Consider the following 25321-nt stretch of genomic DNA (forward strand, 5'->3'; position numbering starts at 1 on the left):
GCGCGGACGCGCGACCGCGCATGCTCTGGGGACGCAACATGACGGGCTACTGGGTCGACATCACGGCAGTCAGCTTCTTCGTCATCGAATGGTCGGTCTACGCCATCACGCTGGAGCGCACGGCTTACGGGCGCGACAGCCTGTCGGCGCGCATGCACGCCTATCGCGAGACCTGGGTGCGCAACCTGCTCAACCGCGAGGCGCGGATGGTCGACATGCAGATCATGGCCTCCTTGCAGAACGGCACCGCGTTCTTCGCCTCCACCAGCCTGATCGCGATCGGCGGCGCGCTGGCGCTGCTGCGCGCCACCAGCGACGCGCAGAGCGTGCTCGGCGCGTTGCCGATCAATCTCAGCCCCTCGCCGGCGCTGTGGGAGATCAAGTGCCTGGGGCTGATCCTGATCTTCATCTACACCTTCTTCAAATTCGCCTGGGCCTATCGCCTGTTCAACTACGTCGCGATCCTGTTCGGCGCGATGCCGCCGGCGCCCCAGCGCGACACGCCGGAAGCAGAAGCCCATGTGATCCGCACCACGCGGCTGTTCGAGAGCGCCGGCCAGCATTTCAACCGCGGCCAGCGCGCGTTCTTCTTCGCGCTCGGCTATCTCGGCTGGTTCGTCAGCCCCTGGCTGCTGTTCATCACGACCGCCGCAGTCGTGATCGTGATCTGGCGCCGGCAATTTGCCTCCAACGCCTGGCAGGCGATGGGGAGTTAGCGGAAGCGAAGGAATGACGAAGGCCTATGACGCGAAATCCCTTGGCGTGAAATCGAGGTCGAGCACTTTCCACTCGCCGTAGCGATCCTTCGGCAGCATCGCGTAAGGCTGACAAGCCTTCAGCGCACTGGTCGCGCTCTGGATCAACAGTGGACCTTTCTCCGACGCGGTCGCCTCGATCAGTTGCGGCGGGGCCGCGAGCTTGCCGTCCGGCGTCATCAGCACCCGTAGCTTGACCCTGACATCGTCGTCGCTCTTCACCGCGTTCGGAAGCTTCAGGCAGGTCTTCAGATGGCGACGGAATTCGCCGACCACGCTGGAGCCGACCTTGGCCTCCTCGATCGCCGGCGCATCGAAATTGTCGGGGCCCCCCGCGTCGGCGGAATGCGGCGCGGCCGGCGACGTCACTGAGAGATCGGGCGGCAGGCCCAGCATGACATTGTACTTGACCGTAAGATCGGGTTGCGGCGCCGCGTAGGCCGGCGGCGGTGCGGCCTGCGGTGACGGCTGCGGGGCCTGTGACGGCGGCTGCGGAACGGCCGGCGGCGGTGCAGCGGCGGCGGCTTGCTGCGGAGCAGGACTGGGCTTTGGCGCCGGCGGCGTCGCCTGCTTCTGCTCGGGCTGCGGCGTCGGCTGCTTCTGCGGTGGCTGGGGCGACGGCTGCGGCGCAGCGGCCTGCGCAGGCGGCTCGGACTTGGCCGAAGACTTCGGCTGTTCCTTGGCCTGCTCCACCGGCTTGTCCAGCGACGGCAATTGAAACTCCGGCGTCGGCGACGGGCTCGGCGCCGGGGTGACCTCGGCGGCGGCCTCCTCCTGCGGGGTCACCACCTCGACCGGTATCGTGTCAGCGGCGACGGGATCGAGCTGGCGGACCTCCGAATAGACGAAAATCAGCGCAAGCAGCGACAGGTGCACCAGCACCGACGCCAAGATATCCGCGTTTGGCCGGAACTTCATCCCACTCGATCAAATCGTGATGTCTCCCCGAGACCTACAATAGCGGTCCGGGGCGGTCGGCCTCAATCCCATTTCGGCGCGAAGCCGAAATTGGTCAGCCGGCCACCCGGGCTGCCCATCGCGCTGATTTCGCGCATATCCGCCTCGGACAGCTCGAAATCGAAGATGTCGATGTTCTCCTGCAGCCGCTCCAGCTTCGAGGTGCGCGGGATCGCGGACACATTCTGCTGCACCAGCCAGCGCAGGCAGACTTGCGCGGCGGTCTTGCGATAGCGGTCGCCGATCCGCGCCAGCGCGCGGTCATTCCTGATCCGCCCCTTGGCGATCGGACTGTAGGCGACCAGCGCCATGCCATGGCACGCGCAGGCCTCCATCACCTTGGCCTGGTCGAGATAGGGATGGTACTCGACCTGGTCGCAGGCGAGCGGCTCAGGGCACGCCGCCACCGCCTCCTCGATCAGCGCCACGGTGAAATTCGAGACGCCGATATGGCGCGCCAGCCCGGCCTGCCTGACCTTCGCCAGCGCGCCGAGCGTCTCTGCGAGCGGCACCTGCGGATTGGGCCAGTGCAGCAGCAACAAATCGACCTCGGTCAACCGCAGCCGCGCCAGGCTCTCCTTGGCCGAACGCTCGAGGTCGTTCGGCTTGAAATGCGTGGTCCAGACTTTCGTCGTCACGAACACATCGTCACGCTTGACGCCGGAAGCGCGCAGCCCGTCGCCGACCTCGCGCTCGTTCTCGTAGATCTGCGCGGTGTCGATGTGGCGATAACCGAGCCGCAGCGCCTGCTCGACGATGCGCGCGCAGGCCCGTCCGCGCAATTCCCAGGTGCCGAGCCCGATCGCGGGGATTTTGGCACCGTTGCCTTCGATCATGTTCATCCGGACATTATGCGCGCCGCAGCCGACGCTGCCAACTCACGCCGGCGTGCAGAGCGGCTTCACGACGGCTTCTGCTCCCGCGCATATTGCGTCGGCGGCCGTCCGACATGGCGGGTGAAAGCGACGCTGAACGTGCTCGCGGAGCCGTAGCCGACGCGTTCCGCGATCTCGGCGACGCCCGCCTCGGACCGCCGCAGCAGGTTCTTGGCCAGCGCCATGCGCCAAGCCAACAGATATTCCATCGGCGCAACCCCGACCGCGCGCCTGAAGCGCTCGAAGAAAGCCGAGCGCGACAGCGTCGCCTCCTTCGCAAGCTGCGCCACGGTCCATTGCCGGGTCGGCGTCTCGTGCATCTTGCGGATCGCGATCGCAAGGCGTTCATCGGCAAGCGCACGCGCAAGGCCTGGAGACGCCGCCGTGCCCGCCGCGGAGCGCAGCGCTTCGATCAGCAGCACCTCGATCAGACGGGCCAGGATGACCTCGCGCGCCGGCCGCCTTTCGAGGAATTCGTCGCGCACGAACTGCACGAGCGTGGCGAGCCGCGGTTCGCCAGGGACATGCACGAGTTGCGGAAGCAGCGAGACCAGCAAGCCGGCGTCGGGAGAGCCGAAGCTACAATGGCCCCCCAGCATCCGCAGGTCGATCGGACCGTCCTGATCGCCGATCCTGAACTCCCCGGTCGTAAGCGCGACCGGCAACGTATCGGGCGCCTGCTCCGAGCGCGGCGCGAGGCTCGACATCGCAACGTCGTAGGCCGCAGGGATCAGGACGAAGTCGCCCGCGCGAAGCGTCATCGGCTCGTGCCCGTCGACCACGAGGCGGCAGCCTCCCTCGAGCACCACGCAATAGAACGGCTGTCCGGCATCCGAGCGGCGGACTTGCCACGGACCGGCGCCGACGATGGCCTTGGCGAACCGGACGCTGGGCTGCAGCAGCGTGACCACCTCGGCAAGCGGATCGACCAAAACCGGACTCCTGCAAACGAATCTTGGACTTCCAAATATAGAACGTCCAGCCGCGGCCGCCTAGCTTCTCGGGATCGTAAACAACCACCAAGATCCCAATGAACACCATCCTGATCACCGGATGCTCGTCCGGCTTCGGACTTGAGACCGCCAAATACTTCCTCGAACGCGACTGGAACGTTGTCGCCACGATGCGCAATCCGCGCGAGGACGTGCTGCCGCACTCCCAGCAACTGCGTGTGCTGCCGCTCGACGTCAATGATCCCGAGAGCATCGGTCGCGCCGTCGCGGCTGCCGGGCCGCTCGACGCCCTCGTCAACAATGCGGGCTTCGGCGCGGCCTCGCCATTCGAGGCCATGCCGATGGCGACGATCCGCGAGGTCTTCGAGACCAACGCCTTCGGCACCATGGCCGTGACACAGGCGGTGCTGCCGCAGTTCAGGGCGCGCAGGGCCGGCGTCGTCGTCAACGTCACGTCGAGCGTGACGATCAAATCGATCCCGCTGATCGCCGCCTACACCGCGAGCAAGGCGGCGGTGAACGCCTTCACCGAGTCGATGGCGCTTGAGCTCGCGCAGTTCGGCGTGCGCGCGCGGCTGGTGCTGCCGGGCCGTTCACCGTCGACCCGTTTCGCCGACAACGCGCGTGCCCGCATGCAGGGCCTCGACCATGCGGCCTATGCGGAGCTCGTGAAAGGCGTGTTTGCGAGCTTCGGCGAATCGGGACCGGTCACGCATGCACAGGACGTGGCCGAAGCGGTGTGGCGCGCGGTGACCGATCCGTCGAGCCCGATGCGCATCCCCGCAGGCGCCGACGCCATCGAATGGGCCAGAGACTTGGCCAAGGCCCGCTGATCGGAGAGCCCAACATGCAAGTCAAGCAAGTCGCCCTGGTCACCGGGGCCAACCAGGGGATCGGTCTTCAGATCGCAAAGGATCTTGCTGCCCATGGCTTCGCCGTTCTGGTCGGCTCGCGCAACTTCGCGCGCGGGGTGACCGCGGCGGGCGAGATCGGACCGGATGCCCACGCCCTCCAACTCGACGTCACCGACCAGGCCTCGATATCGGCCGCGGCCGGACGCGTTGGCCGCGAATTTGGCCGCCTCGACGTGCTGATCCAGAACGCCGCGATTTCGAACACGACGAAGCGGCCGGATCAGTCGGTCGCAGAGTACGCAGCGACGACCCGTCCGAGCAACGTGTCGCTCGACGAGGTTCGCGCGGTGTGGGAGACCAACGTGTTCGGCGTCCTCGCCGTCTACCAGGCGATGCTGCCGCTGCTGCGCAAGACGCCCGGCGCACGCATCGTCAATGTATCGAGCGGCGCCGGCTCGCTGACCATGAATGCGGACCCGGCCTCCAGCCACCGCGCGATCTTCGGTCCGGTCTATCCTGCCTCGAAGACTGCGCTCAACGCCATGACGCTTGCGATGGCGATCGAACTGGAATCGACCGGGATCAAGGTCAACGCCGTCTCGCCGGGCTTCACCAGGACGAACCTCAACGGCTATGCAGGCATCGAGAGCGTCGAGGACGGCGCGCGCGAGGCGGTGCGCGTCGCGCTGCTCGGCCCTGACGGTCCGACCGGCACCTTCACGCACGCCAAGTTAGGGACGCTGCCATGGTGACGTCAGCTCAACGCTCCACCTGATAGCCATCGGTCAGCGTCTTCAGGAAGGCGATGATGTCGGCTTCGTCCTGCGGCGTCATCGCCGGCACCTCGCCGAGGTGACGCTCGAACGGGGGATCGCTGACGTCGACATTGCCGTGATATTTTTCCGGCAGGTCGTCGTACTTCAGGACCTTGCCGTCAGCCGAGCGCGGAAACACCTTCTCCGGATTCGTGTCGCGGAAATTGTAGAAATCGAGCACCTGTTCGAGCGTGCTGAAGGCGCCGTTGTGGAAGAAGGCGCGGCGGGTCGCGGTGTTGCGCAAGGTGGGCGTCAGGAACATGCCGCAATATTGCGTCTGCTCTGCAATGTCGGTGCGCTGCGGGCCGCAGACGCCGAGATCGAAATGGTTCGGATCGCCATTGCCCGTGAGCGCTGCATTGCGCGGCGCGCCGAGCGCCTCGTATTGATGGTCGGTGAACAACGGCGGCAGGCCGTCGCGGGTCGGCGCCGAGGTGTGGCAGCCGGCGCAATTGGCCTTCTCGGGATCGTTGAACGATTGCAGGCCGCGCAGCTCGGTCTCGCTCAGGCGCGCTTTGCCCTCCAGCCAGTAGTCATATTTGCTGCTGTAGGGATGGAAGCTCTCCTCTTCCACCTGATAGCGCGCCACCGCGAACATCGCTTCCGCGACCAGCAGGCGCTTGTTGCTGAAGATGCCGACCCCGAACAGCTCGACAAAGCGCGGCGCATAGGGTGCACGGTGCAGCTTGTCCGCGACGACTTCGAGGCTGCCGCCATCCATCTCGTTCGGGTCGAGCAGCGGAAAGAGCGCCTGGTCCTGCAGCGTGTCGGCGCGCCCGTCCCAGAACAGGCCGCCCTGCGGCACGATGTTGGCGGCGGAGGCGGCGGTGCCGGTCGCGACCTTCTTCGCCCGCGCGCTCTGCTGGCCGATCGCCGCCATCTGCGCGAGGTCGACGACGTTGTCGTCCTCGTCCTTCTCGGGCCCGATGCTGAAGTTCGGCTGGCGCTCCAGATAGCTCAGCGACGGAACGGCACGTGCGCCTTGCCGCTTGAGCGAGGCGCCGCCGAGCATGACCGGTCCGTCATTGGTCGGGCCGTAAGCGTGATCCGGGCTGTGGCAGGACGCACATGACAGTTCGCCGGATGACGAAAGCGAGGCGTCGTAAAAAATCAGCTTGCCGAGTTGCGCCATGGAGGACAACGGGGCAACCGGCGGACGCCTGAGTTGCACCGGGCTGGGATTTACGCCCGAAAGCCCCTGCGTCTCGACTGCTGCGACGGCGCCGGCCATGCAAAGCAGGCCGGCGCCGAGGAGCCACAAAGTGCGGCCGTTCATTTCGCGTCCGGGATCCTAGTGATGATGGTGATCATCCGGCGGGCTGACGATGACCGTGCCCGCGGTCGGATCGAGGAACAGCGTATCCTGCTGACGGTCGTGATCGTGGCCGTGATCGAAGTCGAACATATCGGCAATCGATTCGACCTTCTCGTCGAACGAACCGCCACCGAGGCGCTGGCCGTGCAGCCAGTTGTCCTCGATGAAGCGCACCACGGAGGCCTGCGAAATCCTGACGTGGCTGACAAAGTTCTTCTTGGCGAACGGCGAGACCACGATGAAGGGCACGCGGGTGCCTGGACCGCAGCGGCCGTTCACCGGCTTGCCGCCCAGGCCATTGGGCTGCGGCTGCTTGGCGGCACCGAGGCCGCACTTGCCGGGACCGTTGACCTGATCGGCGGTCGAATCATACGACGCGGTGGTCGGTACGGCGTAGGCGTGGTCGTACCAGCCGTCGGAGTCGTCATAGGTGATGATGACGGCGGTCTCACGCCATTCCGGCTGCTTCATCAGGAAGTTGATCAACTCGACAGTGCCCACCTGCTCGTCGAGCGGATCGGAATTGCCGGCATGCGCATCCTGGAAGGCGGGCATCTTGATGTAGGAGACGGCCGGAAGATGGCCGGCTTTGACCGCGGCGTAGAAATCTTCGAGGTCGTAGTCGTGGTTGGCCGGATCGACCGTCTTGCCATTGGCGACGTAGGTATGACCGATCGCATCGACCGAACTCGGACGTGCGTGGGTCGGGTTGGCGGTCGACTTGTAGTACTGGAACCAGGCGTGGTGCGGAATGTAGTCCACGATCGTGCCGGCGACGTTGCTCGAGAACGTGCTGCGTGCGCAGCCGGAGGTGCCGTTGGTGTTCTTGAGGGTAAGATCGAAGCCGCCCATGAAGCCGCCCCAGCTGATCTGTTCGGCGTTGAGCAGGTCGCCGATGTTCTTGCCGGTCATCAGCATCGTGCTGGTCGTGCTCGAGCACTGGTCGTAGGCCGGATCGGTGTCGCCGATCAGCGACAAGCCGCCCTGGCCGTCGGCGATCGACGACGAGGTGCCGATGATGTTCTGCACGCCATTGTTCTGGCCCGAGACCACCTCGATCGCGCCTGGCGTCGACGGCCCGTAGGTGTCGGTATAGTGATTGTCGTTCATGGCGAAGTTCTGGGCGTAATTCCAGAATGCGGTGACGGTGTTGCCGTCGAAATAGCCCATCACCTGGCCGTTGGTGCCGAACGCGCCGACGCCGCCGGCAGTGCCGCGGCCGGTGAATTCCGGAAACAGGTCGGCCTTGCCGTTGTCATAGGCCTGCTGCTCGGGCGTGTAGGCGTGGTTCTGCGACTTGGTGTTGGCCTGCGTGCGATCGAGGCGGAACGGATTGGTCGCGCCGGTGCCGTTGGCCGGGTTGAGGTTCGGATTGTTCGTCAACAGATTGGCGTTGGCGAGGTTGTTGACCTGCGGCGTATGCGGCTTGGCCTTGAAGGGAATCGAGCCCGACGGATTGCCGGCGTTCGGATAGGTCGCGAAATAGTGGTCGAACGAGCGGTTCTCGTTGAAGATGACGACTAGATGCTTGATCGGCGTCGCGGTGTGGATGTCGTGCGGATGACGATGATCCCGGTCGTGATCGTGATCACGATCCCAGCCGTCCTGCGCGGCAGCGCCGTATGCGACCGCAGCAACGGCCAGACAGATTCCGACCGTCGAAAGAAATTTGGCTTTCACCAGAGTGCCCCCTGCTTTTGCAGATTTATGACGTGAACCTGCGGCAGATTAGACACGTCCGGTAACAGCGCTGTGTCGGTTTTATGCTGTTGATGACAACTGTGAAAAAATCGCGCGCACTTCTCGCATCAGTTGCAGCATGCGCGTGGATGCGCGGATCAATCCGCATGCCCACGCGATTGCGCATATCCGTCAGAATCTCAATCAGCGATTTGCATGACCGCGCAATCCCTGCAGTGAAAAAACATTTTGGTTTACGCGAAATAAGGTTACCCTTCGCGTCCGATCGAGGGCACTGCGCATCGTCAAGAGTGTCGCAGCGAGATGCGGTGGACTGCGTCGCGAGAGTGCGAAAGCATGACCCTCGATGCTGCAACACACTCAATGTCGTCCCTGCGAAAGCAGGGACCCATAACCACGAATGCCGATTGTTGCACGGCGCTGGAACGACGAGTCTTTTTCACAGACATCCGCCGCGGAGTATGGGTCCCTGCTTTCGCAGGGACGACAGCTGTGTCTGTGGCGTATTGTCTTTCCAACGTCGTCCCGGCGAAAGCCAGGACCCATTACCCCAAAAGTCGGTTGTGGAGCGGCGCTGGGGCCACGATCTCGCTACACCATCATATTCGGTGATTATGGGTCCTGGCTTTCGCCAGGACGACACCGTTGATGTTGCGCTCGTGCGCGACGCGAGCGAACGCGCCGACCGTCTCACGCCGGCGCCGTCTCGCTCGACAGCGCCGCGAACACCGTCTCCGGCGAATGCGCGATCACGGCGAGCAGCGCGCGGGCGGGTCCGCGCGGGGCGCGCTTGCCCTGCTCCCAGTTGCGGATGGTCTCGACGGGCACGCCGAGCTTGGCGGCGAATTCGAGCTGGGTCAGTTGGGCGCGGCGGCGCAGGTCGCGCACCGCCGGCTGCGTGGCTGGCGATGACGCAGGCTGCGGCACGAGCGGGATTTCCCTGCCGTCGCAGAGTTCGACGATCCGTCCGTCCGCCTTGAGCCGCAAGCGCCGCATGATGGCCCCCTCGATGGCGCGCCCTGGAAATGGCGGCATCATCCATCAAGCGCGTTAAGGCGCGATTAACGATAAAGCAGCCCTTGTCTGATCCGTTTTCTTCACGCGAACCGGTGCCCCTTCGCTCGAAAACGCTTTGTTACTTGAGCCCGAACCACAACGTCGCGATGCCGAGGAACGAGAAGAAGCCCACCACGTCGGTCACGGTGGTGACGAAGGTGCCGGAGGCAACCGCGGGGTCGGCGCGCACCCGCTCCAGCACCATCGGAATCAAAATGCCGCCGAGCGCGCCGGCGATCAGGTTGCAGATCATCGCAAGCCCGATCACCAGCCCTAGGCCAGGGATCTTGAACCAGGCCACCGCAGCGATGCCGGTGATGACGGCGAAGGCCAGACCGTTGACCAGCCCGACCGTGGTTTCGCGCAACACCACGCGGAATGCGTTGGCCGAGCCGAGCTCGCGGGTGGCGAGCGCGCGCACCGCGACCGTCATGGTCTGGGTCGCGGCATTACCGCCCTGGCTCGCCACGATCGGCGCCAGCACCGCGAGCGCCACCATCTGCTCGAGCTGGCCCTCGAACAGGCCGAGCACCGAGGAGGCCAGGAACGCGGTGGCGAGATTGACCAGGAGCCAGTTGAAGCGGCCGCGGGCGATGGTCCAGACCGTGTCGGAAAGCTCTTCGGGATGGGTGACGCCGCCGAGCGCCTTGAGATCCTCGTCGGCCTCCTCCTCGATGACGTCGACCACGTCGTCGATGGTGATGACGCCGACAAGTCTGTCGGTGGTGTCGACCACGGGGGCTGCGACCAGATTGTACTTGCCGAACATCCGCGCGACCTGCTCCTGGTCCTCCAGCGCAGAGACGCGGCGGCGGTCCTCGTCGACCAGGTCCGTGATCGGCACCGGACGGCGGGCGCGCAACAACACGTCGAGCGGAACTGCGCCGAGCCAATGCCTGTCAGCGTCGACCACATAGATCTCGTAGAAGCGATCAGGCAGGTCGGGCGTGTCGCGCATGTAGTCGATCACACGGCCGACCGTCCAATCCGGGGCGACGGCGATGAATTCGGTCTGCATCCGCCGGCCGGCGGAATTTTCCGGATACAGCAGGCTGCGCTCGATGTCCTCGCGCTCGGACGGCGGCAGCTTTTCCAGGATCTCTTCCTGGTCTTCCTCGTCGAGGCTCTCGAGCAGCTCGACGGCGTCGTCACTTTCCAGCTCGCGGACGCCTTCGGCGACCGTCTCGGGCTCGAGTTCCTCAAGGATCTCCTCGCGGACGGTCTCGTCGACCTCGTTCAGCGCGGAAAAGTCGAAATCGGCGCCGGTGATCTCGACCAGGGTGACGCGGTCATCGGGCGCCAGCGCCGCGATCAGGTCGCCGAGGTCGGCCTCGTGCAGTTCCGCGACCACCTCGCACAGCAGCGGCCGGTCGGCGGCGTGGATCGCCTCGGTGATCCCTTCGACGAATTCGGGGCGAAGCTCGCCCTCCTCGTCCCGCATCGCCGCGGGGTCGAGCGGAGCGGCCCGTGTGGGATCGGCAACGTCGATATCCTCGGCCATGCCGCGTCTCAAAGGTTTGACAGGAGTGGGAAATGGGGTCTGAGTAGTGCGGACCGGATTACCTAATCGGTGGGGCGCAACGCAATGAGAAATATGTCGAGCGGACCACGAACGATCCTGAACGCCGCTGCGATCGTCCTCGCGCTCGCAGCCACCGCGCCGATCGCCTTGGCGCGCGCCGCCGACTGCCCGCGCAAGGATGCGCTCGGCACCGCGCGCGTGCTCGAGGTCGACCCCGCGACCTATCCGCGCGTCGGGCTGAAGAGCTTTCCACAGACCTTGCCGCTACAGGACAAGGAGGTCATCCTGACCTTCGACGACGGCCCGACGCCCGGTCTCACCGACAAGGTGCTGACGGCGCTCGCGACCGAATGCGTCAAGGCCACCTTCTTCATGGTCGGCCGCAATGCCACCGAACATCCCGACATGGTGCGCAAGGTTGCGCGCCTCGGCCACACCATCGGCTACCACAGCTGGGACCATCCCCATCTCAACAAGCTGCCGCCCGATGAGGCCGAAGCCAATATCAACCGCGGCATCGCGGCAGTCGACAAGGCCCTGCACGGAACCGACAGCACGACGCCGACCACACCGTTCTTCCGCTTCCCCTATTTCGAGTCGACGCCCGAACTGCTGGACCGCTTCCAAAAGCGCGGTATCGCGGTGTTCGGGGCGGATTTCTGGGCCAGCGACTGGGTCAAGATGACGCCTGAGGAGGAACTGAAACTGCTCACGGGGCGGTTAGAGGCCGCCCGCAAGGGAATTATCCTGCTGCACGACCCGCAGCAGCGAACGGATGACATGCTGCCGGCGTTTTTGCGGTATCTGCATGACCACGATTATCACGTGGTCCACATCGTGCCGGCGCAGGCCAAAACTGTGTCGGACCGGACACATTGAACCCGCCGTCGCGCCGTGATTACAAAGTGTTAACGCGGCGTTCATGGCGCGGTCGGTAGGGACTAATCAGTGCGATTGGAAGGCGGCCGAGGTTTTGTGATGGCGAGCGTCCGGGTGGGCATCGGTAGGCGATCGCGGGCCGCGATCGGCGCGGCGCTGCTGGGCTGCTTGATGGCGCCGCAGACAACGCTTGCCGCGAATTGCCCGGGCAATCCGGACGCCATCGGCACCTCGCGCACGCTGGTGGTCGATCCCACGGAACATCCGCGGATCGGCACCATGCAATATCCGCAGACGCTGCCGCTCGCCGATCACGAGGTGGTGCTGACCTTCGACGACGGGCCGCTGCCGAAATACTCCAACCAGGTGCTGGCCATCCTCGCCAGCCAGTGCGTCAAGGCGACCTTCTTCGAGATCGGCATTCAGGCCAACTCCAATCCGGAAGGCGTGCGCAAGCTGATCGCCGCCGGACATACCGTCGGCACGCATAGCCAGCACCATCCGCTGACCATGAACAAGATGTCGCTGGACAAGGTCAAGCAGGAGGTCGATGGCGGCATCGCCTCGGTGCTGGCTGCGCTGAACGGCGACAAGAGCAAGCTGGCGCCGTTCTTCCGCATCCCCGGCTTGATGCGCGCCGAGATCCCCGAACAATATCTGGCCTCGCAGGGCATCCAGGTCTGGAGCGCCGACTTCCCGGCGGACGACTGGCGCCACATCTCGCCGCAGCGGGTCTATGATCTCGCGATCCAGCGCATCGAGGCCAAGCACAAGGGCATCCTGCTGCTGCACGACATTCAGCCGCGCACCGTGGCGGCGCTGCCGCACATCCTCAACACGCTGAAGGCGCGTGGCTACCGCATCGTCCATGTCGTGCCGGCGACCGCGGACCTGCCGGCAACGCCGACCGAGCCGCAGCAATGGTATCTCCATCCGCCGTCGGAGACGGTGGCGATCACGCGCTGGCCGAAGATTCCCAATTTCGTCTTCACCGCGACGCAGACGCTGCCGGCCCCGGTGTTGTCGGACATGGACTGGCGCGATGCCGACGTGCTCGATCACACGCAGCGCGCGCGTCTTGCCCTGCCCTGCCCGACGCAGTGGCCGCAGCCACTGCCCGCGCAGGCCGCAACCGTTGCGAGCTTGCCTATCCCGGGACCGGAAGTGTTTCGACTTCGCGACGCGCTGGACCTGACGCTGCTCGCGGCGCGATCACGGGTCGCGCAATCCGTCGCTGCGCGGCCGAGCGCGCAGGCGTTCTCGGCACGTCAGGCCAGACGCCCGAAGCAGGCCGCGCATCAGCCTGCCGGTCCGGTCCGCGGCAAGCGGCCGGGCGCGGCCCAGCACGCCGCGCAGCCCAAGGCGAGCGACGACCCGGTCCGTCTCGCCAATTTGAAGAAGCGAGGCCCACGCGCCGAAGCCGCGGCGGTCGCCAAACGCGTGCCGGATTGATTCGTCACGATCTTGGCGATGCAAGCGGGATCGATCGACAATTCGTCCAGCGGTAATCTGCAGACGCTAGAATGATCCGATTAATCCTGCCGAACCGCGAACGCATCCCTCCCGGCACGACACTAACAGCCGCCTTCCGATTCATGCTCCCCGGAACCCATGCATGTTTGATTTTCTCAAATCGGTCATCGGCATCGGCAAACCCGCAGGAACGCCCGCAGCCGAGGCGGACAAGGCGACGGCCAGGGATATCGTGACCGACCTCAAGCGGCTGGAGACGATCAGCCCCGACCTCGCGCAGCGCGCCATCGCCTACGTCCTGGCCGGCGAGAACGGTTCCGTGCTGCTTCAGATCGAGCAGCAGGCCAGCGCGGTGCAGGCAGCCCTCAGCCATTACCGCCATGCGAATACCGCAGCGGCTGCCCAAGCTGTGGTACAGGCCGCGATCAAGGCTCGCAACGATGTGATGGCGCGTGAGCACGGTTCCGAGGCGACATGGATACGTCGTTATCTCGAGGTGCTCACGCTGCCTCACAAGGATTCACGCTGGGGCGTCTTCTCGCATCAGGGGCCGAGCCCATTGTGGTTCCGCGGCCTGTTCGCCCGCGGCGAGCTCGGCCTCAATGCGACGCTCGCAACCAATCTCAGCACGGCACTGAGCTGGCGCGATCCGGACGACAGCGCCACCGTGTTCGCGCTCGACCTGCTGGTGCTCGAGAAGTCCAACCAATATTACTTCCGCGGTCACGACGTCGGATCGAAGTTCGATTTCAAGGGCGGCCTGCCTGCGGAGAAGCAGGCGGTGATGGATGCATTCGGCAAGTATGACCGCCCGGCCCAGGCCACCCTCATCCACGTCCTGAAGCAGTTCGACCTGGTCCGGGACGAGTATTTCCAGTTCATCTATCAGCAGTATCTCTCGTCGACCAGCAAGGCGGTGCGCGAGGCGGCGCAAAACGCCCTGCTCGCCGCTCCGCCGGAGACGCTGGCGGCGAGCGCCACGCAGACCCTGGCCGACGGCAATCCGACGGCGCGTGCGCAAGCCGCGCAGCTGCTGCCGCTCGTGATGGGCGAACAGGCGCGGCCGCTGTTGGAAACCCATCTTGCCAAGGAAACCTCCAAGACGGTCCGCAAGGTGATCGAGCTCGGCCTCGGATCGGCAGTGGTCCGCGATGACGCGCCGGTCGCAGCGCGCACATTGAGCGGCGACGGCGCTGACGGCTACCTCGCCGCTGATGGCACCGAGGTCCTTGCGCCACCGCCCGCGGCGGTGCCGGGACCGACGCCGCTGCCCGACAGCGTCAACGCCGGATATCGCGCCCTGCTCGACAAGGCGCACGCGCAATGGATGAAGAATTACGAGAACCAAAGGCAGCGCTACGAGCAGGCCACGGCGGACCAGAAGAAGTCCTGGTGGAAGGCAGGCCCGCCCGCGCCGCCCAAGCCAATTGATCACGCCGTCGCCGACCGCTACTGCGCGCTGCTGGCTTCCGACGGTGCGATCGATGAGGCCGGGGTCACCAACATCGGGAACATCTCGCCGTTCGCGCCCTATAACAGGGACGCCGCGGCCGAGCCGCCGTTCAACAACCCCGAGCTTACGCTGTGGCACCTCTGCCGCGCGCGCACGATCCTCGCGAGCTCGAGCAAGAACCACAATTGGCTGATCGCAAACCTGATGAACGGACATGGAGCGATCCATGGCGCCATCCACGCACGGCTGACCAACGGCTGCGATCTGCGCACGCTGGCAGCCCTGATACAGCCGGGCCTGGAAGCCAAGACACTGGCGATCCAGGCGCTGAACGGCAGCATTTCCGAAGACCTGTCGGCGGACGCGGTCTGGCCCTATCTCGCCGTCCATTTCGACGTGCTCGACCAAGCGCTCGGGCAAGCGGCCGCAACGGACTTCCGCGAACCGCCGATCTTGAATGGGTTGAACCTGCTTCGCCAGTTCCCAAAGCTGCCCGCGCGCTTTTTCAACACGGTGCTGATCCACGCGCTGTCATCCAAGAAGTCCCTCAACAAGCCGGCGCGCGCGCTGTTGCTCGACATCGATGGAATCGAGCAGCGCCTGGTCGCCTTCCTCTCGGACAGCAAGCAGGACGTCCGCTCCGGCGTCGCCGAGATGCTGGGCGCGATCGGTGCCGAGAGCGCGATCGAGCCGCTGAAGAAAGCACTCGGCAAGGAGAAGTCCGAGCTGGTGCGGGCAGCCATCCTCGGCGCCTTGCGCCGGCTCAAGGTCGACATCTCCAGTTATGTCTCGCCGGATATCCTGGTCAAGGAAGCCGCCGCCGGCCTGAAGGGCAAGAAGGTCAAGGATATCTCTTGGTTTCCGCTCGACAGCCTGCCGGCGCTGAGCTGGGCGAATGGCGGCGCGGTGTCGGCAGACGTTCCGCGCTGGTGGATCGCCCTTGCCGGCAAGCTTGCGCAGCCGGGTGGCAATACCCTGTTCTCGCTCTGGCTCGACCAGTTGACGCCCGAGAGCGCCGAGGCGCTGGGGCGTCACATCCTCGGCAGCTTCCTGCGCTACGACGCCACGCACTGCTCCGAGGACGAAGCCAACGCCTACGCCAAGGCGGGCGCACAGAAGCGCTATGAGACCTATCAGGATTACGCCAAGCGCTGGAACAACGAGTTCTACCGTTCCTATACCTATGAGAAGGCCTTCGCAGATCTCCGTGCCGAACGGTTGTCGATCTATCTCAACAATGCCCATGCCGACCGCGGCATCCTCGGCCTCGCGACACATGCCGAAGGCACCTTCGCGGTCCAGATGGTGCGGACCTATATGCGCGATCACTACACGCGGGTCGCGCAGGTCAAGGCGCTCACGGACTATCTGAGCGGCAATCCGGCGCCGGCGGCGCTGCAAATGCTGCTCTCGATCGCACGCCGCCACCGCACCAATTCGGTGCAGGTGCTGGCGCAAGCGCTGGTCGAACGCATCGCCGACGAACGCGGCTGGACCACCGACGAACTGGCCGACCGCACCATTCCAACCGCAGGACTCGACGAGCGCGGCATGCTCGACCTCGAGATCGGCAGCCGCCTCTACCAGGCCAAGCTCGATGCAGAAGACGTGCTGACGCTCTACAATCCCGACGGCAAGGTGGTGAAGGCCCTGCCCCAGGTCAGCGACGGCCCTGACAAAGAGAGTGCATCGGAAGCCAAGAAGACGCTGTCGAACGCCAAGAAGGAATTGAAGCAGGTCCATGAATTCCAGGCCAAGCGGCTGTATGAGGCGCTTTGCGTGGGCCGGCGCTGGCAATCCGCCGAGTGGAAGCGCTTCCTGCTCGAGCATCCGATCGCCGGACGGCTGGTGCAGCGCCTGATCTGGCTCGGCCTCGATGCGCAAGGCGAATTGGTTGCATCGTTCCGGCCGCTCGAGGATCTGTCCCTGACCGACAGCGGCGACAACGCCGTCGACATCGACTCTTTCGCCGGCGTCCAACTGGCGCACCGCTCCCTGTTGACCGCCGAGCAAAGCGAAGCCTGGAAACAGCATCTGGCGGATTACAAGATCGAGGCGCTGTTCAACCAGCTCGACCGTCCGGTGCTGGCGAGCGCGACCGGAAACGCGATCGAGGATCGCGCCGGCCATGTCATCGAGGCGTTCAAGCTGCGCAGTGCCGCGCAGAAGCTCGGCTATGAGCGCGCGCAGGCCGAGGATGGCGGCTGGTTCACGCAATACATCAAGCCGTTCGGCGGCATCGCGATCAACGCCGTGATCGAATTCACGGGCTCGCCGCTACCCGAGGAGAATCGCGCGGTCGCGTTGCTCGCAGCGAAATTCGTGCGGGCACGCAAGGGCAATCGGTCCGGCTACGGTACGCAGCTTCCGCTCGGCGAGGTGCCGCCGGTGCTGCTGAGCGAAGTCTGGAACGACCTGCATCAGATTGCAGCGAGCGGCAGCGGATTTGCCGAGGACTGGCGCAACAAGGTGGCCTGGTGATGGAACAACGAAACGTCTTGCAGCAGCGCCCGAACGCGGAAACCCGCTTCGCCGACGAGCTCGCGGCGCTGCAGGCGGCCGACCAGGGCCGGCGGCCGCCAGGATGGGCGCTCTCCGCACGCGCGGTGCGCAGCTTCATTCTCGGCGACGGCAAGCTTTCAGTCCGCCGCAAGTTCTATGGCGATGACGCGCTGGTCGAACGTGCGCTGGTCGCGCTGATGAGCGAGCAAGGCCTGATGCTGGTGGGCGAGCCCGGCACCGCCAAATCGATGCTGTCGGAATTGCTGGCGGCCGCGATCAGCGGCTCCTCGATGCTCGTGGTGCAGGGATCGACCGGCGTCACCGAGGACCATGTCCGCTACGGCTGGAACTATGCGCTGCTGATCGCGGAAGGGCCGACGCCGCGTGCGCTGGTCCCCTCCCCGGTGATGGAAGCGATGCGGCTCGGTCGCATCGTCCGCGTCGAAGAGCTGACGCGATGCCCGCCCGAGATCCAGGATGTCCTGATCTCCGTACTGTCGGAAAAGGTGATGGCCGTGCCCGAGCTCGGCGAGGCTGCCAGCGTCTATGCCGCACCGGGCTTCTCGGTGATCGGCACCGCCAACCTCCGCGACCGCGGCGTGCACGAGATGTCGAGCGCGCTCAAGCGCCGCTTCAATTTCGAGACCGTGCTACCGCTGAGCGATCCGGCGCTGGAAATGGAGCTGATCCGCCAGGAAGTCGACAAGCGGCTCGGCCAGGCCGACATCAAGGTCAACTTCCCCGAAGAGGTCACCGACCTCCTGGTCACCACCTTCCAGGATCTCCGCCGCGGCCAGACCAAAGACAAGGTGCCGCTGTCGAAGCCCTCGGCGGTGATGTCGACCGCGGAAGCCGTGAATATCGCGCACGCCGCCGCGCTGGAGGCAGCGTTCCTCGGCAATGGCGACGTCGGCGGCGCCCATATCGGGCGGCAGCTACAGGGCGTGATCGTCAAGGACAATGCCGACGACGTGAAGAAGGTCCGCGCCTATGTCGACCACATCGTCAAGGAGCGCGCCCGCCGCAGCAAGGTGTGGTCGGATTTCCTCGGCGCGGTGAAGGCGACGAAGGATGAGAGTTGAGGCGCACGCCATGAGCGCGCTCGATCCGGCCACGACCGCCATCCGGCTGTTCGACGCCGAACGCGATCTGCATTTCTTTCCGATCCGTCATCACTCGCCGGCTTGTGCCCTGCATCTGCGCGAGGCGCTGCGCGCGATCCGGCCTGCCGCGGTCCTGATCGAAGGTCCGGTCGATTTCGAGCCGCTGATCGCCGAGCTGCTGGCGCCGGGCGTCGTGCCCCCGGTCGCCATGGTGGCGCTTCCGGACAGCGCTGATAAAGGCCGCGGCGGCACCACCTATTATCCGATCTGCCGCCACTCGCCGGAATTCGTCGCGATCCAGGCGGCGTGCGAGCTCGGCGCCACCGTCCGCTTCATCGACCTGCCGTCACGGCATCCGTCGATGCTGTCCGATCGCCGCGACCGGCCGGATCAGCCGCTGCTGCCGATGCGAGAGTCCATGTTCGATCGCGGCGCCTATGTGGAGGCGATGTGCGCGCGGGCCGGCTTTCGCGATGGCCTCGCTCTGTGGGATGGCCTGTTCGAGGCGCGCGCCCGTGGCGGCGACTGGCGCAGCTTCTTCGCCAGCGTCGGCGCCTATTGTGCGGCGTTGCGCGCGGCGTCCGATCCGGATGAATTGCGCAGCGACGGCACGCTGGCGCGCGAAGTCATGATGCGCGCCTGCATCCAGGAGGCGATTGCCGCGCGCTCCGGCCCGATCGCCGTCGTGACCGGCGGCTTCCACACCCCCGCCTTGATCGATGCGCAATCCGAGGCGGCGCGCCCGGCCGGCGCCTCCACCCGTTCGAATGCCTGGCTGATCCGATACGACTTCCGCGCGCTCGACCGCCTCAATGGCTACGGCGCCGGGCTGCCGCTGCCCGGGTTCTACGAGCGGATGTGGGAACGGCTCACGGCGACGCAGGACGACGCGACGGGCTCGCTGACCGAGGAGATCCTGGTCAGCTTCCGCGCGCATTTGATCGCAACGGAGCCCGCGCTGGCGTTCTCGTTCCCCACATTGCGCTCGATGGTCGAGGCGGCCAGGCGGCTCGCCGAGTTGCGCGGACTGTCCGACCCCGGACGCACTGAATTGTTCGACGCGCTGCAGACGTCGGCGATCAAGGAGGAGATCGAGGTCGGTGCGCATCCGCTGCTTACAGCCTTCAGGACGTTCCTGCAGGGTGATCGATTGGGTGACCTCCCGCCGGGCAGCCGGCTGCCGCCGCTGATCGAACGCGCGCGGGCCGAGGCAAGATCGCTCGGCCTGTCGCTCGAGGATGCCGTGCCGAAGACGCGCGAGCTCGATATCTACCGCAAGCCGCGCCACGGCCAGACCAGCCGGTTCCTGCATGCGATGCGGCTGGTCGCGCCGCCCTTCGCCGAGCGCGCCAGGGGCCCCGACCGGGTGCATGGCTTTCGCGCCGACGCGTTGATGGAGATCTGGAGCTATGCCTGGTCGCCCGCGGTCGAGGCCTCGCTGATCGAGCGGGCGGCCGATGGCGAAACCGTCCGCGATGTTGCCGCCATGATCCTGATCCGGCGTCTTGCCGATCTCGAGACGGAAGGTCAGCGCAACAATTCCGAGGCGGCGTTCAATCTGCTGAGCATCGCCTTCGATGCCGGGATCGGCAGCGCCGCCGACGCGCTGGTCACCGCCGTCAGCGCCGCTGTTGGTGCGGACACCAACCTGCGGCGCCTGAGCAATGCGCTGGTGATCGGCCAGGCCTTGAACAGTCGGGCCACGGCGATGCAGTCCGACGCCGCGTTGCGGGCGTTCGGCGACCTGCTGCCGCCCCTGCTCGATCGGCTGGCGCGGCGCATCGCCGAGCTCCTGCCCGACCTCGCCGCCGTCAACGCCGACAATGTCGGCGAAGCCATCGGCAGTCTTGCCGCGTTGGCCGAGGCGATGGCCGATCCCGATCCGCCATTTCCGACCGCGCCGCTGCGCGATGCGCTGCAAGGATTGATGGCCGCCCGGCTCGATCCGCAATTGAACGGCGCCGTGATCGCGCTGGCCGCACTGATCGGGCTGGTCGATGAGCCCGAAGCCGGACGACGCCTGTCGGCCGCGCTCGCCGGCGCCTTCGAGCGCCCGGGCGAAGCCATCCGCACGCTTTCGGGCGTGATGGCACTGGCGCCGCAGCTGTTCGTCAACGACAGCAGCGTCATCGAAGCCATCGATCATTTGTTCGGTGCCGTCGACGACGAGGGCTTTCTCGCATTGCTGCCGCAGTTGCGCATGGCCTTTGCCGAATTGAGCCCGCAGGAGACCGACCGTGTCGCGGCAATCGTCGCTGCGGCACATGGCGCCAGCGAAGACGATCTCGCCATGCTGCAGGATGTCCCGGACGCGCGGGTGCTGTCGGATCATCTGGCGCTCAGCGAAAGGCTGCGCAGCCAATGGCAGCAGGACGGCCTTATGGCATGGCTGGAGCCCCCGTCATGACGTCTGCAAATCCCTCAAAATTATCGGCAGAACAGACGCAACGTCTGCTGCGCTGGCGCATGGCGTTGGGGCGCTACGCCGATAATCGGCTCGGCAGCTCCGGCCTGTCGGGCGAAGATCTGCGCCGGGATCAACTGCTCGAACGCATCTATGCCGAGCGCGGCCGGCAGCGTGGCCTGCGCCTCGGCAATAACCGCAAGGGCTCGCTCGATCCGAGCCAGATCACCGTTCCCGATTGGCTGACCGACAGCCGCAAGCTGTTTCCAGCCTCGGTATTCGAGACCATTCAGGGCCACGCGCTGAACGATCTCGGCCTCGCCGGCCTGTTCGCAGATCCGGCGGCGCTGCAAAAGCTCGAACCCAATCTCGACCTGATGAAGGTGCTGCTCGCCTTCAAGGGCAAAGCGGACAAGAACCTGGTCGAGGCGATCCGCAGGGTCGTCGATGTCGTGGTCGAGGAGTTGAAGCGGAAGTTGAAGGCCGAGATGGAACGCGCACTGTCCGGCCGGCGCGACCGCTTTCGCCGCGGCAAGCTCCGATCGGCGGCCAATCTCGATCTGCGCCGCACCATCCGCGACAATCTCCGGCATTTCAGCCCCGAGCACAAAGCCATCATCGCCGAGCGGCTGCACTTCGTCTCCCGGCAGAAGCGGCGCATGCCGTGGACGATCATCCTGTGCGTCGACCAGAGCGGGTCGATGCTGAACTCGCTGATCCATGCCACCGTGATGGCCTCGATCCTCGCCGGGCTCCCGGCGGTCGATGTGCGCTTCGTTGCCTTCGATACCTCGATCGTCGACATGTCGGACAAGCTCGCCGATCCGGTCGACCTCCTGCTGTCGGTGCAGCTCGGCGGCGGCACCGACATCGCGCGCGCCATGACTTATTGCGAGAAGCTCGTCGTCAACCCGAGCCGCACCGTGATCGCACTGATCAGCGATTTCGAGGAAGGCGGCTCGCTCGCCGAGCTGCTGCGCTGTGTCCGGCGGCTGGCGGAAGCCCGCACCAGGCTGATCGGCCTTGCCGCGCTCGACACCAATGGCACGGCGGTGTTCAACCGCTCGGCCGCCGAGAAACTGGCCGGCCTCGGCATGCACATCGCGGCGATGACGCCCGACCGCTTTGCCGAATGGCTGGTCGGCATCATGGATTGAGGCCCGCAATCATGTCCGACCTCGTCCCGCTCTATGCCCAGATCGACGAAGCCACGCTGGAAGCGATGGCATCGAAGGGCATCGTGCGCCGCGGCCGCACCGACGCGACCAATGTGCAGTTCGATTCGATCGGCGCTGAGGAGATCGTCGGCCGCATCGAAGGGGCGACGGTCCGGCTCGACGGCAAGGGCCTTGCGAAGGCGCGCTGCACCTGCCCGGCCGCGACCGTCTGCCGGCACAAGATCGCGGTGGTCTTTGCGCTGCGAGCCCAGGCCGGTGCGCAACCAGCCGCACCGGTGGTCGAGATCGACTGGCCGGCCCGTCTTGCAAGCTTCGACCGGAAGACCCTGCAGGGCGCCGTCGGCAAGACCGCGCTGCGCGAGGCGATTAGACTGTTCGCGCTCGCCGAGGCCGTAACGGTCGAGGCCGGCGTAGCCTCGCTCAAGGTCGTGCTGCGATCGAGCACGGAGGAGATCGAAGTCGCGATCCCCGGCCAGGGCGAGTTCGGATCGATCGCCTCGAGCCTGCCGGAGCGACGCCGGCCCGCGGGCCACGCCGCCGCCCTGCTCGCCGCCCGCCGCCATTTCGGCCACGAGACCATTGGGATCGACGATGCGGAAGCTGCCGCCGAGCCGAAGGAGTTCGCGGTCGACGCCGCGCTGCTGGCCGCGATGCGCGATGCGGTCTGCCGCGCCTATGCGCAAGGGTTTGCGGTGCCGTCGCGCGCGCTCGAGGAGCGGCTGATGCTGCTCGCGGTGTCGAGCCGCGCCGAGGCGATGCCGCGGCTCTCCGCGAGCCTCCGCCGCATCGCCGAGGGACTGGAGGAACGCCGCGCGCGCAACGTCAATCACGACGCGGTCGAGCTGTTGCGCGAGATCGCCTTCGCCCACGCCCTGCTGCATGCGGTGTCGCAGAGCAAGGATGACGCGCGGCTGCGCAAGCTCGCCGGCACCGTGCGCGCCGAATACGAGCCGATCGGCGATGTCGAGCTGACCGGATTGGGCGCCGTGATGTTCGAGACCATCACCGGCGCAGTCGGCGTCACCAGCCATTTCGTCGAACCGGCGACCGGGCGCCGCTTCACCGCCACGCTGGCGCGCGCCTCGACCCACGACACCCGCTTCGACCCGCGCGAGGCGCACCGCTCCCAGGCAGTCTGGGGCCAGACGCTGGCGCGGCTGTCGTCATCGACGTTCCGCCTGGCCGGCGCGCAGGCCTCCGCCGCCGGCCGGCTCTCGCTGTCGCAGACGAGCCGCGCCGACCAGGTGCAGCAGTTCAAGCCCGCCCGCGATCCGATCGCCGCCTGGGCGCAGGATCGCAATGGCCCGCTCGCCGATCTCGCGCATCTGTCCTGGCCGATGCTTGCCGATCATCTCACGCGCTGCTTCGCGCCGGCGCTCGATGCGCCGCCGCGCGCGGCGCAGCCGGTCGTGCTGCTGCCGAGCCGGGTCGCGCCGGTGGCATTCGACGACCTGACCCAGCGCCTGCGCTGGCCGTTGATGGACGCCAGCGGCGCGTGGATCTCGCTGTCGCTCGACCATGACGACGAGGGCCGTGGCCTCGGCGCCCACCGGATCGCCGCGCTCGAAGCCGCACTCGGCGACGGCGCCAACAAGCGGCCGTTCGCCATCGTTGCGGTCGCACGGCCCGAAGGCGGCAAGATGGTGCTGGAGCCGATGGCGCTGTGGGGCGACACCCAGACGCTGCTCGATTTTCCCGAGCGAAGCCCTGGACAGGCCGGCGACGTGGTCTCCCGCATCATGGCCGGCCTGCGCCGGAAGGTGGCCCAGTTCGCGCCGCCTCCGCCGTCCGACCTCACCGTGCGCCAGACCTCGCAACTGCTGCAGCGCGGCGTCGATGCGTTGATCGGATTCGCTGAAGCCGGCCTTCACGCCTCCGCCCGGGAACGGCTGCTCGCGCCGCTGGCCAAGACCTATCAGCTGGCCTCATTGGCGCCGCTCGCCCTGTTGCTGTCGCGGACGACGGCGAGCCGCGGCGGCGATACCTCCTCCGCGGCGCTCGCCACCGCCCAGGGCCTGTTCACGCTGCAAAGCTTCACCAGCCGCTTGCAGGTCTGGACCTGATCCGCTTCACGCCGACCTGAAGGCGACGCATGTACCGGGCGTGTTGGCGCGGGGCGCTGCTCCTGACCGACGGGCGCTGCAGCTCCACTTCGCACGCAGTTGACGGAGATGATCGACGACGATCATGACTTGCTTGGACATACTACCTAAGATAGGACCCTTGCATTCAATTCAACACGATTGCATCCTGACATCGACATTACCAACCCCTGGTGACACGAGCGTCATCACGAGACGGCAAACGAGTTGCTCCGCGGACTGGGGGCGGTGTGGATTGGAGCGCTGCCAAACAATTGCTGCGAAGCCGACTGGCCATTTTCGGGTCCAAACGGCTGCCCCCATGGAACCGCAAATCATATCGCCGTCGGCAAGGCGGCAAAGAGAGGACTTTTGAACGAACGTGTTCTCACCAGTCGCACCTTGCCAATTGCTCATGGCGATTTGCGCTTCTGCGTGATCGGCGCTTCGAGCTTTCTGGGCGCGGCCGTCGATGCGCTGCTACAGGCCGGTATAGCGGTCGTCGCGATAGCAAGCCAATCCGCGCCGGACCAACCGGACGGTGCAATCGAAACCCTGTTGGCCACTCATGGCCTGCACGAATCCCTTGCCAGCATCATCAGCAGACTTCGTCTTCCGTTCATCGACGCGTCTCGTCCAAACGACGGCGAAACCATCGCAGCCATCAAGCAGACGACGGCGAACGCCATCTTTTCGGTCTCGGCCCCGATCATCAGGGCAAACTTCATCGAGGCCTTCGATGGCCTCGTCTTCAATATCCACGGCTCGAAGCGCTATCGCGGCCGGGCCGGACTGAGCTGGTTGATCCTGAACGACGATCGCCTGTGCGAGGATTCCTGGGTGCTTCACTGGATCGACGCGGGCATCGATACCGGCGCGGCGATCGTCGAGCAGCCTTTTACATGGTCGAAGATCGCCTACCCGATCGACATCATGTCGGCACAGCAGTCCAGCATCCGCCTGCTGATCGCCGGCTTCAGCGCTGCGATCGCAACCGATTCCGTGGTCAGCTGGCCGCAGCCCCACGGCCGGCCGTATTTCCCGGCGCTGAAAACCGAACTCGACGGCAAGATCGATTGGAGCTGGAATGCAAGCGAGATCGAACGCTGCGTTCGCGCATTCGGTTGGCCCTATCTCGGCGCGAAAACCGTCCTGGTGTCACCCGATCGCCAGACCCGGCGCGAAATCCATCTCGCGCGTGTCAGAATCGGCACATCCCGAAATCTGCATCCGCTCGCACACGGCGTAGTTCTCGCGCATGGCAAGAATGGGGTGACCGAGATCGCGTGCAGGGATGGCAGCGTGCTCGTCGACACGGTTCGCGACGGCGCGGGGGAACGGCCGGCCAACGAGGTGATTCGCCTTGGCTGCCGGCTGACCGCCTGACCGCCTCTACGCGTTCGTGGCCGTCATCGAGGCAGCGCGACGCGACATCGCCACGCAGC

General features: G+C 65.9%; 18 protein-coding genes. 11 read left to right on the forward strand and 7 right to left on the reverse strand.

Going from position 1 to position 25321, the window contains the following annotated elements; genetic code table 11:
* The first annotated feature begins 38 nt into the window (after positions 1-38).
* Positions 39-716: a DUF599 domain-containing protein gene (locus IC762_RS21270; protein ID WP_195784194.1), complete on the forward strand. Its 678-nt coding sequence runs from the start codon at positions 39-41 to the stop codon at positions 714-716.
* 24 nt (positions 717-740) lie between these two features.
* Here IC762_RS21270 and IC762_RS21275 read toward each other — a convergent pair whose 3' ends face one another.
* The 3 genes from IC762_RS21275 to IC762_RS21285 all read right to left on the reverse strand — a co-directional run bounded on the left by IC762_RS21275 (position 741) and on the right by IC762_RS21285 (position 3519).
* On the reverse strand, positions 741-1673 hold the full coding sequence (locus IC762_RS21275) for a hypothetical protein (RefSeq protein WP_195784195.1): 933 nt from the start codon (positions 1671-1673) through the stop codon (positions 741-743).
* A gap of 62 nt (positions 1674-1735) precedes the next feature.
* Positions 1736-2554: an aldo/keto reductase gene (locus IC762_RS21280; RefSeq protein ID WP_195784196.1), complete on the reverse strand. Its 819-nt coding sequence runs from the start codon at positions 2552-2554 to the stop codon at positions 1736-1738.
* A 59-nt stretch (positions 2555-2613) separates the two neighbouring features.
* Positions 2614-3519, reverse strand: coding sequence for an AraC family transcriptional regulator (locus IC762_RS21285; protein WP_195784197.1), 906 nt, complete (start codon positions 3517-3519; stop codon positions 2614-2616).
* Between the two features lie 98 nt (positions 3520-3617).
* Between IC762_RS21285 and IC762_RS21290 the strand changes: the two genes are divergently transcribed.
* Positions 3618-4373, forward strand: a complete 756-nt coding sequence (locus IC762_RS21290; RefSeq protein WP_195784198.1) for an SDR family oxidoreductase — start codon at positions 3618-3620, stop codon at positions 4371-4373.
* Between the two features lie 14 nt (positions 4374-4387).
* Positions 4388-5146 carry an SDR family NAD(P)-dependent oxidoreductase gene (locus IC762_RS21295; protein ID WP_195784199.1) on the forward strand — a complete coding sequence of 253 codons (759 nt, stop codon included), beginning with the start codon at positions 4388-4390 and terminating at the stop codon, positions 5144-5146.
* A gap of 7 nt (positions 5147-5153) precedes the next feature.
* Here the strand turns inward: IC762_RS21295 and IC762_RS21300 are convergent, their stop codons facing one another.
* From IC762_RS21300 to mgtE, 4 genes are all read right to left on the reverse strand, one after another.
* Complete coding sequence (locus tag IC762_RS21300; RefSeq protein ID WP_195784200.1) at positions 5154-6485, reverse strand: cytochrome-c peroxidase; 1332 nt, start codon at positions 6483-6485, stop codon at positions 5154-5156.
* Between the two features lie 15 nt (positions 6486-6500).
* Positions 6501-8204: a phospholipase C gene (locus IC762_RS21305; RefSeq protein ID WP_195784201.1), complete on the reverse strand. Its 1704-nt coding sequence runs from the start codon at positions 8202-8204 to the stop codon at positions 6501-6503.
* Between the two features lie 711 nt (positions 8205-8915).
* Positions 8916-9221: a helix-turn-helix domain-containing protein gene (locus tag IC762_RS21310; protein WP_195784202.1), complete on the reverse strand. Its 306-nt coding sequence runs from the start codon at positions 9219-9221 to the stop codon at positions 8916-8918.
* Between the two features lie 139 nt (positions 9222-9360).
* Entirely contained in the window at positions 9361-10782 is a 1422-nt protein-coding gene (gene mgtE, locus IC762_RS21315) for a magnesium transporter (protein WP_195784203.1), read from the reverse strand.
* An 84-nt stretch (positions 10783-10866) separates the two neighbouring features.
* On the opposite strand from mgtE, the gene IC762_RS21320 reads away from it, so the two are divergent.
* The 8 genes from IC762_RS21320 to IC762_RS21355 all read left to right on the forward strand — a co-directional run bounded on the left by IC762_RS21320 (position 10867) and on the right by IC762_RS21355 (position 25262).
* A complete protein-coding gene (locus IC762_RS21320) occupies positions 10867-11682 on the forward strand; it encodes a polysaccharide deacetylase family protein (RefSeq protein WP_195784204.1) in 816 nt (271 codons plus the stop codon).
* A gap of 171 nt (positions 11683-11853) precedes the next feature.
* Positions 11854-13134, forward strand: a complete 1281-nt coding sequence (locus IC762_RS21325) for a polysaccharide deacetylase family protein (RefSeq protein ID WP_246801134.1) — start codon at positions 11854-11856, stop codon at positions 13132-13134.
* Between the two features lie 163 nt (positions 13135-13297).
* Positions 13298-17089: a DUF4132 domain-containing protein gene (locus IC762_RS21330; RefSeq protein WP_195784206.1), complete on the forward strand. Its 3792-nt coding sequence runs from the start codon at positions 13298-13300 to the stop codon at positions 17087-17089.
* Positions 17089-18192: an ATP-binding protein gene (locus tag IC762_RS21335; RefSeq protein WP_195784207.1), complete on the forward strand. Its 1104-nt coding sequence runs from the start codon at positions 17089-17091 to the stop codon at positions 18190-18192. Before IC762_RS21330 ends, IC762_RS21335 begins: the two co-directional genes overlap by 1 nt.
* A gap of 10 nt (positions 18193-18202) precedes the next feature.
* Positions 18203-20620: a DUF5682 family protein gene (locus IC762_RS21340; protein ID WP_195784208.1), complete on the forward strand. Its 2418-nt coding sequence runs from the start codon at positions 18203-18205 to the stop codon at positions 20618-20620.
* Complete coding sequence (locus tag IC762_RS21345) at positions 20617-21774, forward strand: VWA domain-containing protein (RefSeq protein WP_195784209.1); 1158 nt, start codon at positions 20617-20619, stop codon at positions 21772-21774. The genes IC762_RS21340 and IC762_RS21345 overlap by 4 nt, the downstream gene beginning before the upstream one ends.
* A gap of 11 nt (positions 21775-21785) precedes the next feature.
* Complete coding sequence (locus IC762_RS21350) at positions 21786-23858, forward strand: SWIM zinc finger family protein (protein WP_195784210.1); 2073 nt, start codon at positions 21786-21788, stop codon at positions 23856-23858.
* Between the two features lie 390 nt (positions 23859-24248).
* Positions 24249-25262, forward strand: a complete 1014-nt coding sequence (locus IC762_RS21355) for a hypothetical protein (protein ID WP_195784211.1) — start codon at positions 24249-24251, stop codon at positions 25260-25262.
* The last annotated feature ends 59 nt before the right edge of the window (positions 25263-25321 follow it).

The sequence above is a fragment of the Bradyrhizobium genosp. L genome (genome assembly GCF_015624485.1).
Lineage (GTDB): Bacteria > Pseudomonadota > Alphaproteobacteria > Rhizobiales > Xanthobacteraceae > Bradyrhizobium.